Annotated in this window: 15 protein-coding genes and 1 other annotated feature; all 15 genes read right to left on the bottom strand. The window is 32.4% G+C overall.

The window, feature by feature from the left end; translation table 11 throughout:
• Positions 1–10 precede the first annotated feature (10 nt).
• The gene (locus BUB48_RS12095; protein WP_073026497.1) at positions 11–1,477 is read right to left on the bottom strand and encodes a sensor histidine kinase; all 1,467 of its coding nucleotides are present in this window, start codon (positions 1,475–1,477) and stop codon (positions 11–13) included.
• On the bottom strand, positions 1,474–2,151 hold the full coding sequence (locus tag BUB48_RS12090; protein WP_073026518.1) for a response regulator transcription factor: 678 nt from the start codon (positions 2,149–2,151) through the stop codon (positions 1,474–1,476). The genes BUB48_RS12095 and BUB48_RS12090 overlap by 4 nt, the downstream gene beginning before the upstream one ends.
• Before the next feature lie 24 nt (positions 2,152–2,175).
• Positions 2,176–4,575 (bottom strand): DUF3656 domain-containing U32 family peptidase, encoded by a 2,400-nt coding sequence (locus BUB48_RS12085; RefSeq protein ID WP_073026496.1) that lies wholly within the window; start codon positions 4,573–4,575, stop codon positions 2,176–2,178.
• A gap of 26 nt (positions 4,576–4,601) precedes the next feature.
• Positions 4,602–5,177, bottom strand: coding sequence for a cell division protein ZapA (locus tag BUB48_RS12080; protein ID WP_073026495.1), 576 nt, complete (start codon positions 5,175–5,177; stop codon positions 4,602–4,604).
• An 87-nt stretch (positions 5,178–5,264) separates the two neighbouring features.
• On the bottom strand, positions 5,265–6,359 hold the full coding sequence (locus BUB48_RS12075) for an ABC transporter permease (protein WP_073026494.1): 1,095 nt from the start codon (positions 6,357–6,359) through the stop codon (positions 5,265–5,267).
• 11 nt (positions 6,360–6,370) lie between these two features.
• Positions 6,371–7,006: an ATP-binding cassette domain-containing protein gene (locus BUB48_RS12070; protein WP_073026493.1), complete on the bottom strand. Its 636-nt coding sequence runs from the start codon at positions 7,004–7,006 to the stop codon at positions 6,371–6,373.
• Positions 7,003–8,304 carry an efflux RND transporter periplasmic adaptor subunit gene (locus BUB48_RS12065; RefSeq protein ID WP_073026492.1) on the bottom strand — a complete coding sequence of 434 codons (1,302 nt, stop codon included), beginning with the start codon at positions 8,302–8,304 and terminating at the stop codon, positions 7,003–7,005. The genes BUB48_RS12070 and BUB48_RS12065 overlap by 4 nt, the downstream gene beginning before the upstream one ends.
• Positions 8,305–8,334: 30 nt before the next feature.
• A complete protein-coding gene (locus BUB48_RS12060) occupies positions 8,335–9,300 on the bottom strand; it encodes an ABC transporter ATP-binding protein (protein WP_073026491.1) in 966 nt (321 codons plus the stop codon).
• Positions 9,297–11,681: a M28 family peptidase gene (locus BUB48_RS12055; protein ID WP_073026490.1), complete on the bottom strand. Its 2,385-nt coding sequence runs from the start codon at positions 11,679–11,681 to the stop codon at positions 9,297–9,299. Before BUB48_RS12055 ends, BUB48_RS12060 begins: the two co-directional genes overlap by 4 nt.
• Positions 11,678–12,586: an ABC transporter permease subunit gene (locus tag BUB48_RS12050; protein ID WP_073026489.1), complete on the bottom strand. Its 909-nt coding sequence runs from the start codon at positions 12,584–12,586 to the stop codon at positions 11,678–11,680. Before BUB48_RS12050 ends, BUB48_RS12055 begins: the two co-directional genes overlap by 4 nt.
• Before the next feature lie 22 nt (positions 12,587–12,608).
• A complete protein-coding gene (locus BUB48_RS12045; RefSeq protein WP_408631049.1) occupies positions 12,609–13,577 on the bottom strand; it encodes an ABC transporter ATP-binding protein in 969 nt (322 codons plus the stop codon).
• Between the two features lie 55 nt (positions 13,578–13,632).
• Complete coding sequence (gene pheT, locus BUB48_RS12040; RefSeq protein ID WP_073026487.1) at positions 13,633–16,008, bottom strand: phenylalanine--tRNA ligase subunit beta; 2,376 nt, start codon at positions 16,006–16,008, stop codon at positions 13,633–13,635.
• Positions 16,009–16,023: 15 nt separating this feature from the next.
• On the bottom strand, positions 16,024–17,043 hold the full coding sequence (gene pheS / locus BUB48_RS12035) for a phenylalanine--tRNA ligase subunit alpha (RefSeq protein ID WP_073026486.1): 1,020 nt from the start codon (positions 17,041–17,043) through the stop codon (positions 16,024–16,026).
• Positions 17,044–17,098: 55 nt separating this feature from the next.
• Positions 17,099–17,303 (bottom strand) — a binding site (T-box leader).
• 72 nt (positions 17,304–17,375) lie between these two features.
• Positions 17,376–18,185: a TrmH family RNA methyltransferase gene (locus BUB48_RS12030; protein ID WP_073026485.1), complete on the bottom strand. Its 810-nt coding sequence runs from the start codon at positions 18,183–18,185 to the stop codon at positions 17,376–17,378.
• Positions 18,186–18,250: 65 nt separating this feature from the next.
• Positions 18,251–18,610 carry a 50S ribosomal protein L20 gene (rplT, locus tag BUB48_RS12025; RefSeq protein WP_073026484.1) on the bottom strand — a complete coding sequence of 120 codons (360 nt, stop codon included), beginning with the start codon at positions 18,608–18,610 and terminating at the stop codon, positions 18,251–18,253.
• Positions 18,611–18,634 lie beyond the last annotated feature (24 nt).

Raw genomic sequence — 18,634 nt, 5'->3', positions numbered from 1 at the left:
GTCAATTTCACTAGCTCTCCTGATATGAAGGGAGCCAGAAGCAAAATTCTGTTCCTTCTCCAACCACACTATTTACTGTAATGTCGCATCCATGAGCATTTATTATACTCTTAATTATTGATAATCCTAAACCTATTCCTTCTATACTTTTATCCTTTGATTTCCCTGCAGTATAAAACCTATCCCATATAAAGGGCAGATCCTCCTCGGAAATACCCTCACCATTATCTCTTACACAAACATAAATTCTATCATTAAGCCTATATGAGCTTATTAATATATTGCTATGATCATATGAATGTTTTACCGCATTAGCCAACAAGTTTATCAATATCTGCTTGATTCTGTTTTCATCTGCTAAACATAGTAGTAAATCACCATCTAAGTTACTATACTTTATTGATATATCTTTTTTTACAGCTAAAGGCAACATTTTGTCTATAGTTCGCTTTATAACTGAATCCATGCTGAAAGGTGAAAGCTTCAATTGTATAGATCCAGCCTCAATTTGAGAAAGATGCAGTATCTCATCAACCATTTTTCCCAATCTTTCAGATTCCTCCAAGATTATATTTAAATATTTCTCCCTTTCAAATTCAGTGTCAGCTAAACCATCAATCATAATCTCTGCATAGCCTTTTAGATAGCTAAGAGGTGTTCTAAGCTCATGCGATACATTAGCTATAAATTCTCTTCGAATTTGCTCAACTCTTGACAATTGCTTAGCTAAATTGTTAATAGTGTCACCTAAAGTGGTAATCTCAGAGCTGGATTTCAAATGTATTTTTGTATTATAATTTCCCTTTGCTATTTCTTTTGCAGCATCATTTATTTTTATCAATGGTTCTGTGAAACTATGAGCAAGGAAAAGAGCTATAATTGAAGCTATTATTATAGCACCTAAAAAAATATATAGAAACTGTGTCCTAATAGCTCGAGTAGTTATTTCCAAAGGTTCTAACGGAGTTATTATATATACTGCTCCTATAAACATTTGGAGATCTTCACTTTCAATATATTGCTCATATAGTTGTTTCTGCTTTACATCCCACAATGAGTTTTGTGTTTTCACAATTGGCACTCCGATAATAATTGAATCTAACCCTCTCAGCATTTTATTTTCATCTTGAATCTTTTGCCCCTTCAATATTTTGTTCAAATACTTAAGCCCAAAGAACCAACCTTGCTTATAATCAGTACTCCCTGTAATATATGTTATTCGACCACTGTAATCTGTAACAACAATGACATCATTTACATTTCTTATTGCATCTATATAAGGTACATTAAAGTTATATTCATTTCTGCCTAAAGCTCTTGCAATATCTCGAGCATCTTCTTCTACCTCTCTAACCTTTTGATTGTAATAGAAAGAGGATAGAAAACTGGTTTGAAAAATCATGCTCATAACAAGAATGATAAGAATAGTTAATATTATAGCACTCCATAGTTTCACTCTGATACTGTTACATCTCATTTTTTTACCTCAAACTTATATCCTACTCCCCAAACGGTAGCAATAAAGCTGCTCTTATTTCCCAGTTTTTCCCTTACTCTTTTAATATGCGTATCAACTGTTCTAGGATCTCCATATTGATCATATCCCCAAACCTTTAAGAGTAATTGCTCTCTTGTAAAGACAACATTCTGGTTAGTAACTAAAAAAAGTAATAGTTCATATTCTTTATTAGTTAATGATATTGCTTTATCTTCAACTTTTACTTCTCTCGACAAAGTATTTATACTAATATCTCCCAAATCTATAATACTGGATATTTCAATATTTTTGTTTTCTGCTCTCCTTAAAAGGGCTTTGACCCTTGCTACTAATTCTCTTGGACTAAATGGTTTAACAATATAGTCATCTGCTCCCAACTCAAAACCAAAAAGTTTGTCAAACTCTTCTCCTCTAGCAGTTAGCATTATTATTGGTATATCTGAAACTTTTCTTATTTCCCTGCATACAGTCCACCCATCGATTTCGGGCAACATAATATCTAATATTACTATGTCAAAATGAATGTTCTTTAACATATTAAGTGCTTGTTTTCCATCGATAGCTTCATAAGTTTCAAAACTCTCTTTTTTAAATGCAATTCTTATTAATTCCCTCATCTTAGCTTCATCTTCTACAAGCAGTATCTTTACTATTCTATCCAAGCACAACTACCCCCTTCAATCAACTCCCCTGAAGTAGTGACCTTTAGTATGTCCTGTACTTTTTACTCTTTTTATTGTATCGAAATAACTCTCTTTGCTAAGATTTTTATAATTTCTATATAGTTCTATTATTTCTTTAACTTCTGTTTTGCTTTCTTTATAAAAATCAAGCCTGACTCTCTTCACACCTGTAGCAAGTATCTTTTCCATTTCTTCTACAACGAATAATATACTGCTATTAAGCAATTGCATCCTATGATTGTTACAAAACAGAGGAAAAACTGCACCTTTTTCATCTTTTAGTCCAAAACTTTTTTGATTTTTACAACCTTTACACCCGCCTGAAGATGATAATGGACAATATTCCATGGTCATCAGAGGTATTTGCCCATAGACTACTAACTCCATTGAAGTTCCATAGTTATGAGCAATAGATTTTAATTGCTTGAGATTAAGTTCTAAAGAAGGACAAATTTTATGTACTCCTAATTTCAAATATATATCCATGCATCTTTTATTAAAAACATTCAGATTATAATTTCCTATTATTTTTATATCTGGCTTTATATTTACATAGCTCAACTGACTTATATTAGAAATCACTATGCCATCGAAACTATTCTCTTTTATTATTTGGGTAAACCTTTCCCTTTCTGCATCTTTTATAATATTAGGAAGCAGAAAGTATATTTCTATATTATTTCTATGGCATAATTCTACAGCTTCCTTTACTTTTTCACAGGCTCCATAATATATATAATCAATTCCTGCTTCTATTGCAGCGCTTATATTCTCATAATTCCATACGGAAGCTCCAAAACAGATACTGTTTCTATCACTGCTTTTATCCGGCTCAAAATTCGTCAAAAAATCTTCATTTCTTAAGCTTCTGTATTCTCTTTTATTCCTGTTAGATAATATCCTATCCGTTTTTTTAAGTGATTCTCTTCTTAATTCATTAATTGCGCTCATGGAAACAAAAATATTATCATCTGCATGTATTAAGATTTTATCAAATAAATAGGGTGTATCCCCTGTTTTTTTTAACTGGTTAATTATCCTTTCTTCGGTTATGGCTGTATTTTTTGCTTTTTCAGAAATATATTGGCTTTCATACTCGATAATATGTCCCTCATTATCCCATATTTTAAAATATAATCTCTTTCCTATATGGATAAAAAGTTCACCATTTAAAAAAACCTTTCTTCGATTTTTATAATAATATTCGTAGTGAGCTTTATCATACAAATGCTTATCATAAGTTTTATATACTGGTAAACCAGGATATAATTTATGACTTATGCTCGTAACTAAACTATTATTAGAATATTTTTCATACGTAGAAATATAAGTACCTACACTAGTACCATCTTCAAAAGTTATTTCTATGCCATCCCCTTTATCTAAAGATCCTTTTTCAAGAGAAATAGCAGTTCTATTACCTTTCTGCCATAGAATTTTTCCTATAAACACACCTTTGTTATTCGGCTTTTCGCTATTTACAAACTCACTTTTTTTCTCATTAAATAGAAATCCACGAGTAAAACCCCTGTTAAATGCACTTTCCAGTTCTCTTTGGACACTTTCATCTATATTGCTATTATATTGACGCTCCACTTGATCAAGAGCATCTTTATAGTGTTTTACCACTATTGCCACATATTCGGGCTTTTTCATTCGACCTTCAATTTTTAATGACTTTACACCTGATTTTATTATTTCGCCTATATATTCAATGGTATTCAAATCTTTCGGACTTAATAAATAACCTTTTCTATGGTATTCTAAATCTCTACTATCATCTAAATTAACCAATATGTACTTTTTTCTACATGGTTGGGCACATTTACCTCTGTTTCCACTTCTTCCACCTATAAAACTGCTCATAAGGCACTGGCCCGAATAGCATACACATAAAGCACCATGAATAAATATCTCTGTCTCTGCATTTGTATCAGCCACTAAGTTTTTTACTTCCCTAATGCTCATTTCTCTAGCCAGAACAAATCTGTCAGCTCCCAGTCTGGATAAAATATCTACACCATCTTTGTTATGTATTGTCATCTGAGTACTGCAATGAACAGGCATATCTGGAAAACATTTCTTAATCAAATATAATAAACCTATATCCTGTACAATAATTCCATCTATATCATTATTATACAAAAACTGCACATATTCTAAGGCATCCACTAACTCCTCGTCAGTTAATAATATATTGATAGTTACATATATTTTAACATTTCTTATATGTGCATATCTGACTGCTTCTTTAATTTCTTCTTCATTGAAGTTATCTGCTGAAGCTCTCGCACTGTATTTAGTACCTCCAATATATACGGCATCAGCACCACTTTCAATGGCTGCAATAAGAGATTCAAAGTTGCCCGCTGGAGCTAGTAGCTCTATTTTCATGTCAATAACACATCCTAAAATAAATATCATTTTATAATATTATTATTTTTGCTTTTATTACTCTTATTATATCTCTGAGTTTTAAGTTCATCCAATTCCTTTTTAGTCTTTAATAATTCTATTTGGAATTCAAAAACCTTGTTTTGCATTTCTTTCAATGTAGATCTTGAAACGTCCAACTCAAGTTTCAGATTTTTATTCTCTTCCATCAAAGATTCATTTTCTTTGCTTATAACCCCCAGTTCAATCTGTGCCTTAGTAAGGGCATCCTGAGTAATGGCATACTTTTCCTTAAGTGATTCCATTTCTTTCCGGAGCTTTTCAAGTTCTGTAAATGGTGCAGCCATTTCCTCTTTAAGTTTATTGTTTTCATCAGACAATAAACTGGCTTCTTCCTGGGATTTATAAAGATAATCTGCCATATTCAGAGCAGCAAGAACAGCTATCATAGTAGTACTGTACTTACTGTTCTTTTTCCCTATTTCTCTCATGGTTTCATCAACTTTTTCGGCAATATATGCTATATATTCTTCGGAGCTATTTCCGACAATTGTGTACTCGCTACCATAAATATTAACTACAACCTTTTTTTTGGTGTCCATATAATACAACTCCTGTTCTTTAAGAGTCATTGCAATTTGTATATATATTCTTTATAAAAAACCTATTTCCTTCAAAAGGAATAATATTTAATCTATGTCAAAATTTTTTATCCTATTGAAACTCAATAAAATAGCAAGAATTATAAATAGCATTCCATAGCCGAAAATAATAAATAAGTGTTGAAATGTTATAATGGGCTTTATAAAAATATAATTACCTAATACCAAAGCAGCAATGTAGCCCATAGCCATACTAAAAGCCAATGGCAAAATTTCAAAAAGACATAGTCTATTAAATAATTTTATTTTTATTTTGTCAACACTAACGCCAAATGTTTTTAATATCTCAAGCCTATCCATTAAATTATCTATATAGTTATTAAAACCAAAATATAATGTAGCAAATCCTACTAAAGTAGATATAAATATTATCAAACATAAGGCAATAATATTGTCATCTAACCAATTCTTTATAAATAAAAGCTGCTTATACTCAGAGGCCTCTTTTACATCAGTATTATACTTATCTTGCATTATTTTTTTTGCTTTTTCTTTTATATCATTTTTCATATGTTTAGGTACTGCTATTGATAAAAACATACTATTCCACTTATTAGCTGAAATAGTATTATAGGGTATAAAACAAAGCACCTCTTTGTTGTAAAATGGATCCTTTACAACTCCTATTATTGTAAAGCTTCTTATAGTTCCTTTAACATCTACATTTATTCTTTTACTAATAACATCTCTTGTATCATAAAGATCAATAGCTGCTTTTTCGTTAATAACCATAACCGGATTAGCATGTTCAACATCTTCTTCATCTATTAAACGACCATAAAGAATTTTTTTATTTTCTATATTCCAATATGAACTATTTATTCCTATTGCTTTAATCCGTAGTTTCTCCATATCTGTAGACAATGAAACTTCTAACTCAGAAGAAACTATTATTTCGTCATCAATATTGAGCTTTTCCTTTAACTCTGTTAGTTCACTCCAATCAGTCATGCTATTAGATGATATGGATATGATGCTCTTATCATTTGAAAAGTAATATGAAGTAGCACATTTTACTCCTCCCTGGTATATAGAAAAACCAAGAGTCAGCAGACTTATAGTAATTATTAGTCCTATTGAGGGAAATAACAAAGTAATTATTTGGTATAAGTTTCTTTTCATATGCATACCCCTTATAGATTAACAATTCTATCAACTATGGAAAGATTATTTACAGCATCAGCTAATATAATAATGGTAGTACCATTATGAGCATACTTCCTAAATAAGTTATTTACTTCAACAATCTCATCGGGCCGTAAATAAGTGTAAACATCATCAACCAACAATAGCAAAGGTTTGTTTATTAATGCACTACCAAGAGATACTAAAACCTTCTCCAAATTACTTAGTTGATCAATTTTATAATGTCTCTTATCCTTCATACCAATTTCCTTTAGTATGTTCATACCCATTTCATAAGCTTTCTTTCGTGGATATATATAATCCAACCATAGAGTTACATTCTTTATAACATTTAAATCATTAAGCAATCTGGGACTGTTGAATACATAGCCTATCTTATTTCTTCTTATAGATTCTAATCTTTTTATCTCCAACAAACTCGTATCTTCATAATCAAAAATATATCTGCCATTATTCGGCTTTTTTATACAACCGAAAATTTTAAGCAGTTCCTGTTTATCTTCTGTATTTAAACCAGTTATACCAACTATCTCATTTCCTTTTATAATAATATTAAAATTCTCAGGCCAATTTCCTATTTTGAGGTTTTCTGCCCAGATTACGATATTTTCTGATTCACTCATTTTATTTCATACCTCCACAAGCGGAAAGAATCCTTTTCCCGCATTTTTTCGGAAGGATTTATTATATACAGATCTCCTTTAGTAAGGCCTTTTGTTATTTCTACTTCAAAATCATTCCTTATGCCTGTTTCGACATAGGTCCTTGTTGCAATACCATCTTTCACTACATATGCAAACTCATTTCCATTTCTATCTGTTACAATAGCCCTATAATCAACACTGACAGCATTTTCTCTGCTATTAAACATGAGTTTTACATTAGCCCTGTATCCTATTTTTATAATTTCATCAGGCTTATCAATTTTTACTTTGATATTGACTCCTGGCTCTTCACCATTTGTTTTGCTTGATACTACTTTATCTATGCTATAAATACTCCCATAAATTTTATCCCCTATAAGTCCTGGAATTGTGATTTCTGCTGTGTCTCCCAGTTTAAGATATGAAGCATACCTTTGCTCAACTATAGTATCAATATATAATTCCGATAAATCGTATATTGTTATATGAGGTCCTGTTGTATTTACCTTTTCTCCTTCTTCTAAATCCAGATTAACTACTTCACCACTTATTCCAGCTGTGTTTGTTTTTCTTTCATTTTTATACAATTCATTCAATTCAAGTTTTAACAACTCAATTTTTCTGATAAGCATATCTAACTTTTCGCTTCTTTTCTTTTCATAATTGTTTACAAAGTCTTGAACCTTTTCTTTCTCAAGCTCATATCTATTCTCCAAAAGTTCCAGTTCAGTCAATGCTTTATTATATTTATACTCTGTTGCCTCAAAATCTTTTTTTGATAAATAACCTTTTTCATACAACTCTATGCTCACATTATAGTTTTCTTCCAGATCCTTAAGATCTGCTCTTTTTGCTATGATGTCAAACTCCAGTTTCTTTAGAGCTAGTTCATTATCTTTATTTTCTTTTTCCAAGCTCGTTTCTTTTATATTCTCTAGCTCTCTCTGTGCGTCAATTAATTCAAGCTCCTTTCTTTTTACATCCACTTTCAAATCGCTTTCATCGGTTTCAAACAATATGTCACCTTTATTTACAATGCTATTCTCTCTTATATGCAATCTTTTTACTATTTTTCCTCTCTCAACTGATATTTCCTCTTTATCCTTTGCAGTAACAATACCATTAACCATAATGGATTGGCCTAAATCTTTCTTAACTGCATAAGAAACCTGAGCTCTTTTATCACCAATAACCGGATTGATGGCATATATGATAAAAGAAAGAAATAGAATGCTTAATATTGTCAGCACATACTTTAAATAAGTACTAAACTTCATTATACGTAACCTCCCTTCAGTATCATTGAATCACTGATATAACCAACATCTAACTTTTCTGTCATCATTGAGGTTTATCAATTTCGGCATTTTCTCTCTACAAATCGGCTTTACTTTTGAGCAGCGATTGTGAAATCTGCAACCCATGGGATAATCATATATGCTTGGCACACATCCAGGTATGTAAAACAGTTGATCCTGAGTTACATCAATCCTAGGTATACAATTCATAAGTCCAATGGTATAAGGATGAAGTGGTTCTTCAAATAGCTTGTCTACAGGAGATTCTTCCATAACTTTGCCACAATACATTACCACTACATTATCAGCATGCTGAGCCACTAAACCCAAATCATGTGTAATGAGCAATATTGACATACCTATTTTATTTTTCAATTCTTGCAAAGTATTCATTATATCTGCTTGTAAAGATACATCTAATGCAGTGGTTGGCTCATCTGCTATCAACAGTTTTGGCCGACAGCTTATTGCCATAGCAATCATTATTCTTTGTCTCATTCCGCCACTGAAAGAAGCTGGTAAACTTCCATACCTTTGGTCCGCATCTGGAATTCCAACTTCTCTCATAAGATTTAATGCTATTTGCTTGCTCTCTTTTCTTGAAGCTATCTTATGAATTAGTAGACTTTCTCTTATTTGATCGCCAACGGAAATACCGGGATTTAAAGATGCCATAGGATCCTGATAAATCATAGCCACATCCTTACCCCTTATTTTTGAAAGCCTTTTTTCTTTCATTCTTAAAATTTCTTGGCCATCGAATATTATTTCTCCTCCCTCAATCTTTCCTCCTTCATATGCTATTAAGCCCATTACTGAAAGAGCGGTAACACTTTTTCCACTGCCCGATTCTCCAACTAGAGCTATAATTTTTTTATGAGGAACATCAAAACTAACACCATCAACAGCTTTTACAGATTTGTTTTTCCATGGGAAAGATACTTGTAAATTCTCTACTTTAAGTAAAGGCATCATTTGTTACTTCCTCCTGAGAAAGAATCTATTAAAGTATCTAAAAGCATTTGCCCTACTTGCTTGATACTATGAGTATCTATTTCTTCTAGGGTATCTTTAGGAGTATGCACAATTTCATTAGATATGAAGCTGTCTATTAGTAAAGGCTGACTATCAGAGCCTGTAAAATCTATCACAGCAGGACTATACAATGTACCATAAACTAACTCAAAATCATTTCTTTTTGCATTTTTCTTTAATCGTTTTATAAAATCCTGCTCTTCCTTGCTATTGGGAAAAATCTTTGTGTTGTCTATCATTAGCTTGTCCGAGCTTTTATAGCCCAGGTTCATCAAATCAATATAAAAAATTCTATAATTTCTATTAATTAGATACTTATAAAAGAATGATTTTGATCCTCTATCATCAGTCATATTTCCGTCCCAAAATGCAAAAATAATATCTCTGTCAGGTTTTACTTCGTTTTGGATCAAAGTCCTTGCTATTTCCAGGGATATTGCAGCACTGGAAGCTCTACCTGCAGAAGGGTACTTCTCATCTAAATCGTAACCTATTCCATCTAAATTGCTGCCTATTATCACAAAATCATTTTTTTTGCTTTCATCTATGCCAGGAATATATGCCACAACACTCCTTCCTATTACATCATTTCTTTTTTCAGCATTTACAGATATTTTCAACTTGCACTTGCCCATACGCAGAAGCTCATCACCTGCTTCTGATGATAAGGAAATTATCACTGTATCTTCCATATTTTTATTTATTATATCACTTTTATATCTTGCTTCTTGCTGCTTCCAGTTTTCTATAAATATAACAACATTGGGTTGTACATAATATTTCATAAAACCGTTTAAAGAAATAAAATCTTTTTGTGTCATTGATCTTATATCTATAATAAGAGCTTTTTCTTTGTAATAATCAGGTTCATTAGCCATATTTTCAAATATTCCATCATTTATCTCAATATTCTCGGCATCCAGTATTCCGTCATAGTTAAAATTTGAAGCAACTATATAATCTTGTCTAAATTTCAGTTTCTTCTCTGAAAATGTTTTCGTATCAATCATGCTTAGTTCAGCGTATTTGATGTTAAAAACCTCCTGAATAGTATTTTCCAGAATATAATCATCTCCATAGGCTTTAACTCCATATTCCTTAAGCTTATTCACTATGTACTGTGCTGGATTATTATCTTTATCTTGAAAACCTGTCAAACGCCCCTTAAATATATCATCCGTAAGCTCTTTCGTTATTTTGAAAGCGTTATTTTCATCAAATCCATAAGGACTCTCATATTTAGGGCAAAATATTATAAGTAATATTGTTATATAAAAGCCAACTTTGCCTAAAACACTTCTTTTATATTGCTTGTAGTTCTTTATTTCATAAATTAATCTTATTGGTGATAAAAAAGATGGCATAGCTCTAATAAATGTTATTACTCTTGAGTTCTCTTTTTCAAATTCTATTTTGAGTCCTTCCCCAAAGGTATTAAAACCTATTATGGCAAAAGCAAAAGCTATAGCAGGGTATATAGAAAGATAGCTATAATCACCTCTGTAAAAATACTTTGATAACGAAAGCAAAGATGGCCAGTCAAATTCTATGGGCACCCCTACTTCTCCAGTGGCACCTTCATATCCGCTGCCAAAAACTAGACCAAAAACTCCTAATTGTGAAAATGATAACAGCACCATTGCTGTCTCCAAAAAGAATAGCACAATAATGGATGGAATTAGATGAGGTATAATATTCTGTACGGCTATTTCCAGCTTGTTCTTGCCTATAGCAACTTCACCTTCTATGAAGTCTTGCATGAGTATTTCATCTATTTTCGTCCTCAATATATGTGATAATCTACTCCATCCAAGAACAGAAAGTAGGAATATATTTACATATGTTGCATCTTTAAAAATATCTTGGAAAAGAGCGATGTTTGATAATACGATTACCGCAATGATCAATGGAAACGCACTAAACATAATGTTAAAAAAATTAATAAATCCATTGGTAAACCTGACTTTATACGCAGCAGCAATAGATAAAGGCAAAGCAATAATAAGCCTTATTAAGGCTACAGTCAAAGCAGAAAAAATGGTAAGCTTACTACCATATATTATCAAGCTTTTTAAGTCTCTTCCCCTATGATCTGTTCCTAATGGATACTCATCATTAGGCGGTATTGGAGGTATAACTAATATGCTCTTTCCGTTTTCATATTTATATTGAGTTCTTTCTCTTCCATATGGGTCAGCTTCAGTGAAATATTCAGGATACAAGCACATTCCGAAAATAAATATTAATATAATGCTTCCTATAAGAAGTGGTATGTTTATTTTCTTTATATTTTTAAGAAGGGACATATTCAATTTTTTCATACTGCTTCCCTCCTGTTAGATCTATTAAATAAAGTACTTATGCATCGGTATAATCCATTTAAAATGAAATAAAAGCTTCCTATAAAAACAATAATAATTGCTGAACTTCTCCTATCAGCAATTGCAATATGATCCATAAGTAATGTTGTGAGACCAGGGTAGGAAAACATATATTCAACTATAAGTGTATTGCTAATTATCATTGATGTAATATTAGGTAATCCTTCAATAATGCTTTTTATTGCATTTCTCATTACATGATTCCATAAAACTCTTTTAGAAGAGCAACCTTTACCTAGTGCTGTTAGTACATATGCTTTTTTATAACAATCATTAACTTCCAGTGAAGTAATTCTTGCAATATAAAAAGCAGGAAGAATAGATAATGATATGATGGGTAAAAAAGAATGTGCCAGAGTACCAGCCCCTGCAACTTTAAATATATGTATATCTCTTTGATTTAGCCATATTGCAAAACTTTGCATTATAGCCGCTATTAGTACATCTGGTATAGATATAGGTATCACAGATATTAGAATTTTAGCAAATACATTGTTTTTATTTCCTCTGTTACTGTCAGATATGCCTTTAAATACTCCTAATACAAAAGCTAGAACAATAGAAGAAGAAAGCAGCAAAGCTGTTCTCATAAAGGATGTAAAAAGCACCTTATTTAATGCTTTTCCCTTTATGTTATAGCCAAGATTTAGTTCAAGAAGTGAAATAAAAGTACTATTACACCTTTTAAATATCATGTATAAAGGGTATGTAGAAACAAATCTTCCATCAATTATCTCCCAACTATATCCATATGGAATACTGAATATAAAAATACTAATATATGTAAAAGCAAATAATACTAAAACCTTCGATAAAATCTTTCTAATGGTTCTCTGACCTAACAATTTGACCCCACCTTTTTATACATTAGATAAGATGGCAAGCTGCCATGTGGTCTTCTTTAATCTTTCTGAGAAAAGGTTTTTTATTCTTACATATTTCAATAGCATCTTTACATCTTGGATGAAAAGGGCACCCTTCAGGTATGTTTATTGGGCTAGGTACCTCTCCTTTTAATATAATACCATTATTTTTCCTTTTTGGATCAGGTATCGGTGCTGAAGATATTAATGCTTTGGTATAAGGATGAGCACCATAGTCAAAAACAGATTTTGCATCGCCATATTCTACAATATTTCCTAAATACATTATGGCAACTTTATCAGATACATGTCTGATAACACTCAAACCATGGGCTATAAACAGATAGGATATTTTTAGATCCCTTTGTAACTCGCAAAGAAGATTTAGTATTTGAGATTGAACAGATACATCTAATGCTGAAACTGGTTCGTCACATATGATAAATTTAGGTTTAACAGCTATGGCTTTTGCAATTCCGATCCTTTGTCTCTGGCCTCCACTGAACTCATAGGGAAACTTATTCATATCCTTTTCGCTTAAGCCTACCATATTTAAAAGTCTTTTAACTTCATTGTTATATTCGTACTTGGATACGATTTTATGAATGCTCAATGGTTCAATAAGTATATCTCTTATGGTCATCTTTGGATCCAATGCGGCATATGGATTCTGAAATACAACTTGAATATCTTTTCGTAAACTTCTCATTTCTTTCTTGTTTAAATTCTTAATGCTTTTCCCTTCCAGAAATATATCTCCAGAAGTAGGCTTCATCAGATTAAGAATCATTTTACCCGTAGTCGTTTTACCTGAACCGCTTTCACCAACCAAGCCCAAAGTTTCTCCCACATTAATTGTAAAGGAAATTCCATCAACAGCTTTTACATATTTCTTTTCTTTACTTTTAACATCATAGATTTCAAAATATTTCTTCAGGTTTACCACCTTTACTATTTCATTCAAAGCAATCACTCCACACCATTTTATTGTGGCATGAATACTTAAGTATTCATGCCACTTATAGGAATTAGCTTCTTAATATTGCTCCTACTTGGCTTGCTAAGGAATTCAGGATTTTATTATGAACCTTCGTAATGTCTTCTTCTGTCAAAGTCTTTTCTTCTGATCTATATATTATACTATAGGCCATGCTCTTGTAGCCTTCTTCAATTTGGGAACCGCGGTAAATATCAAAGAGATTTACTTCTTCAACAAGCTTTCCACCCTTATTCCTTATTATCTCTTCAATTTGTCCTGCTGTAATTTCTTCTGATACAACTACAGCAATGTCTCTTTGGATAGATGGATACTTAGGCAAAGGTTTATATTTAATGTTTAAATTAGTCTGTAGGACTATCTCTTCAAAATCTAACTCTGCTATATATACCCTTGTAGGAATATCATAATTATCTAATACATCAGGATGAATCTCTCCTAAATATCCAATTCTCTTATTATTTATCAGCAATTCTGCAGTTCTGCCTGGGTGAAAACTCTCATTATTTGAAGGAAGGACTCTATAATTAGTGATATTTAAATCATCCATCAGATTCTCAATGATTCCTTTTAAGTCAAAGAAATCCTTATCTCCATATATTCCTATAATAAGAGTATCTCTCTCATGGGCTAAATCCTTTAATGGCAATTCTTCAGCCAGATATACCTTAGATAGTTCATAGAACATACCCTCTGTTATCTTTCTATTATAATTTCTACTAATGACTTCCAACATATTTGGAATTATGGTAGTTCTCATTATACTTTGGTCTTCACCAAGGGGATTTATTATTTTTATTGCTTTTCTTAATGGATTTTCTGCTTTACAGTTAATCTGATTGAATACACTGGGACTTACAAAGGTATATGTGCAAGTTTCAAACAAACCTTGTGCTGTCATATTATCTCGGACAATTTCCCTAATTCTCTGTTTTTCATTCCTTCCTCCCTGGGTAAAGGTTGTATCCATAAGTTTAGAAGGAATATTATCATATCCATATATTCTAGCAATTTCTTCTATCAAATCAGCCTCTATAGTTACATCATCCCTGAAAGTAGGTACTGAAACTTCCAATATCCCAACTCCAGAAACTTTAAACTCTAAAGATTCCAATATTTTCTTCATCTTGTCTACAGGGATATCAACTCCAAGCAACCATTTCACACGCTCAGTTCTTAAATTCATAATTCTTCTTTCTTTTCTTGTAGGATATATGTCTATCATTCCACCAACAACTTCTCCTGCTCCTAACTCTTCCACCAGATGGCAAGCTCTATCAATGGCGAACTGTACCATTGCTGCATCCAAGCCTTTCTCAAACCTTGAGGATGCTTCTGTTCGTATACCTAACTTTTTTGATGAAAGTCTTACGTTTACGGAATCAAATATTGCAGCTTCGAAGGCAATAGTTTTGGTATCCTCTTTAATTTCGCTGTTATAACCTCCCATTATTCCAGCTATACCGATGGCTTTATTCTCATCTGCTATTACAAGTGTTTTATTATCCAGTATTCTTTCTATCTCATCTAATGTAACTATCTTTTCATTATCTTTTGCTCTTCTGACAACTATTTTATTACCTTCCAACATGTTTAAATCATATGCATGCATAGGCTGGCCAGTTTCCAGCATTACATAGTTTGTTATATCAACTATATTATTAATGGGTCTTACTCCTGCTTTCAGCAATCTATCCTGCATCCATGCAGGCGAACTCTTTACTTCTACATTTTTTATTACTCTTACTGCAAATCTAGGGCATAAATCAGTAGCTTGAACATCTACAGAAATATAATCAGATACATCTCCATCTTTGCCAGAAACCTCAATGCTTGGATAATTCATTTTCAAGCCAAAGGTAGCAGCAGTTTCACGAGCTATACCAAGCATGCTTAAGCAATCTGGCCTGTTATTGGTTATTTCAAACTCCACTATCTTATCATCTAACCCAAGAACCTTTTTTATATCTGTTCCAAGAGGGTATTCTTTATCCAATATATATATGCCATCCGGAAAGCTTTCTGCATTCAATCCTAATTCTTCTGGAGAGCACAACATACCATTGGATTCAAGACCTCTCAATTTACCTTTTTTTATCTTTGTTCCATCAGGTAGAGTAGAACCGTGCAACGCCACAGGTACATAATTATTTACTTTAATATTGTTTGCTCCAGTAATTATCTGAAGAATTTCTCCTCCTACATCAACCTTTGTTACCAATAGACTATCTGCATTGGGATGAGGAGTTATCTCAATGATTTTTCCAACTACAACTTTATCTATATTCTGTCCTACTTCCTCAACAGATTCCACTTTTGTACCAGACATTGTCATTCCATCAACATAGTCTTTTATATCTATATCCAAGTCAACATAGTCTTTTAGCCATTTAATCGGTACAAGCATATTAATTCCTCCCTCTTAAAACTGTTCAAGAAATCTCTTATCGTTTTCAAACATTAGCCTTAGGTCTGAAATGTCGTATTTTAACAAGGCTATTCTATCCAAACCCATTCCGAATGCAAATCCTGAATATTCTTCTGGATCTATACCACAATTTGCAAGGACATTGGGATGAACCATACCAGCTCCTAAAATCTCAATCCAACCTGTATTCTTACATATGCGACAGCCTTCTCCTCCACAGGCAGAACATGTGCAATCCATTTCTGCACTGGGCTCGGTAAAGGGGAAATGGTGAGGTCTGAATTTTGTTCTTGTCTGCTCTCCAAACAGTTTTTTAGCAAAAACATCCAATGTCCCTTTCAAATTTGCCATTGTTATACCTTTATCAACAACCAATCCTTCTATCTGATGGAACATAGGTGAGTGAGTTGCATCAATCTCATCTGATCTATATACTTTGCCTGGTACTATTACTCTAATAGGAGGTTTCTGTCTCTCCATTGTCCTTACTTGATTTGGCGAAGTCTGAGTCCTCAATAACAAATCCTCAGTTATATAAAATGTATCCTGCATATCCCTTGCAGGATGATATTTGCTATGATTTAGTGCATCAAAGTTGTAATAAGTTTTCTCTATTTCAGGTCCTTCTACTATAGAGAAACCCATTCCGATAAATATATCTTCAATTTCATTTAATACCTTAGTCAAAGGATGTCTATTCCCCAATTTTTTCTTTCTTCCTGGCATGGTAACATCAATAAACTCACTTCTTAATCTCTTTTCTAAATCTTTTCTTTTTAGGCAATAGGCAGTCTGCTCTATTTTTTCTGTTATTAAGTCTCTTACTTCATTTGCAAGCTGTCCAACAACAGGTCTTTCCTCTGGAGTTAATTGGCCCATACCACGAAGTAATTGTGTAAGTTGACCTTTTTTACCTAGATACTTTACTCTTATTTCTTCAAGCTGTTGAATAGATTCAACTTTATCGATTTCAATAATAGATTCATTTTTTATTTTTTCAAGTATATCCTTCATACATAAAACTCCTTTCTTCAAGTTATTCATTCATAAAAAAAAACCCCATTCCCAACAAAGGGACGAAGTTTTCCGCGGTACCACCCTAATTGCCACAAAGGCCTCTCAAAAGTTAACGGCTATGCCGTCGAAACCTACTTTTAATTCAGCTCCGAATCTCCAGAATGAACTTCAGATATACCACAGTAAATGGCGCTCTCAGCCACGACACCATCTCTCTTATACTTGATATACCTTACTCTTTCCTTCATCGATTATTAATATCTAGTTTTTACTAATTTATTCTTAATTATAGCATATGATACTATATTATTACAATAATATCAATATTCTTACCTATGCTTAAGCTTATATCTTGTTGCTTCGTACATCATTATGGCAGCTGCAATACCTGCATTTAATGACTCTGCCATTCCTACCATAGGTATGTTGGCTTTTATTTTTACCATATCCATAATATTGCTACTTAGACCCTTGGATTCATTACCTATAATTATAGCATTTCTATCGCCATATTCTATATCATAACATGACAAGCCAGTATGGGGAGTTGCTGCTATTGTATATACCTCTAAATCAATAAACTTCTTTAATAAACTTTCCAGACTCACATCTGTTATTATAGGAATATGAAATATTGACCCCATTGTTGATCTTATTACTTTACCTGAATAAACATCAGCGCATCCTTTTGATAAAAAAACCATATCAAAACCAAAGGCATCTGCTGTCCTAATTATTGTCCCCACATTTCCTGGATCCTGTACCTGCTCCATTATTATTATATTAAATCTGTTAGACCTAAGCAATTTGTTAACATTATAATCTATCTTTTTGCCTATGCCTATAACCCCTTGGGGTGTCTTTGTTTCGCTTATATCCATGTATGGTTTCTCATGAAGTTCATATATAACTATATTCTTTTCCATGCACATTTTTATTATGCTCTGAACATCACGATCCTTTGCAGCCTCATTGTGATACAATAATGCAGTTAATTTAACATTAGATTCAATAGCTTCTTTCAATAATTTAATACCTTCTATCAAGAACTCATTGGTTGAATCTCTATACTTCTTCGTTTGCAAAGATTTACAATGCTTTATTATCTTGTTTTGACAACTGGCAATAACTTGTATCATTATATCACCTATCTCCATAATAAAGAAATCGTTTCTCTATATAAACAAAAAGACCTTACGGTCTTTTATGCGTTTATGTTTTGCTTAGCTATTTCAACTAATTTTGCAAAACCAGCTTCATCGTTGATAGCCATTTCTGATAACATTTTTCTGTTTATCTCGATACCCGACTTCTTAAGTCCACTTATAAATTTGCTGTAAGATAATCCGTGAGCTCTTGCAGCTGCATTTATTCTTGCTATCCAAAGCTTCCTGAAATCTCTCTTTCTTAGCTTTCTTCCGATGTAAGCAAATCTCAATGCTCTTATAACTGTTTCATTAGCTACTCTATATTTCTTGCTTCTGGCTCCTACATAGCCTTTAGCTAATTTTAATATCTTTCTGCGTTTCTTATGGGCATTTAATGCTCTTTTTACTCTTGCCATCTTAATGCTGCCTCCTTATGGAAA

The organism is Lutispora thermophila DSM 19022 (assembly GCF_900142105.1).
GTDB lineage: Bacteria > Bacillota > Clostridia > Lutisporales > Lutisporaceae > Lutispora > Lutispora thermophila.
Note: the sequence above shows the minus strand (reverse complement) of the source record. Positions and strands in the feature narration are given on the sequence as shown.

Bases quoted from the DNA above. Each gene is read 5' to 3' on its own strand.
- pheS (WP_073026486.1), bottom strand. From the start codon at position 17,043: ATGAAGGATATACTTGAAAAAATAAAAAATGAATCTATTATTGAAATC.
- BUB48_RS12060 (WP_073026491.1), bottom strand. From the start codon at position 9,300: ATGATGCCTTTACTTAAAGTAGAGAATTTACAAGTATCTTTCCCATGG.
- BUB48_RS12075 (WP_073026494.1), bottom strand. From the start codon at position 6,359: ATGAAAAGAAACTTATACCAAATAATTACTTTGTTATTTCCCTCAATA.
- BUB48_RS12055 (WP_073026490.1), bottom strand. From the start codon at position 11,681: ATGAAAAAATTGAATATGTCCCTTCTTAAAAATATAAAGAAAATAAAC.
- BUB48_RS12070 (WP_073026493.1), bottom strand. From the start codon at position 7,006: ATGAGTGAATCAGAAAATATCGTAATCTGGGCAGAAAACCTCAAAATA.
- pheT (WP_073026487.1), bottom strand. From the start codon at position 16,008: ATGCTTGTACCGATTAAATGGCTAAAAGACTATGTTGACTTGGATATA.
- BUB48_RS12095 (WP_073026497.1), bottom strand. From the start codon at position 1,477: ATGAGATGTAACAGTATCAGAGTGAAACTATGGAGTGCTATAATATTA.
- BUB48_RS12085 (WP_073026496.1), bottom strand. From the start codon at position 4,575: ATGAAAATAGAGCTACTAGCTCCAGCGGGCAACTTTGAATCTCTTATT.
- rplT (WP_073026484.1), bottom strand. From the start codon at position 18,610: ATGGCAAGAGTAAAAAGAGCATTAAATGCCCATAAGAAACGCAGAAAG.
- BUB48_RS12080 (WP_073026495.1), bottom strand. From the start codon at position 5,177: ATGGACACCAAAAAAAAGGTTGTAGTTAATATTTATGGTAGCGAGTAC.
- BUB48_RS12030 (WP_073026485.1), bottom strand. From the start codon at position 18,185: ATGATACAAGTTATTGCCAGTTGTCAAAACAAGATAATAAAGCATTGT.
- BUB48_RS12065 (WP_073026492.1), bottom strand. From the start codon at position 8,304: ATGAAGTTTAGTACTTATTTAAAGTATGTGCTGACAATATTAAGCATT.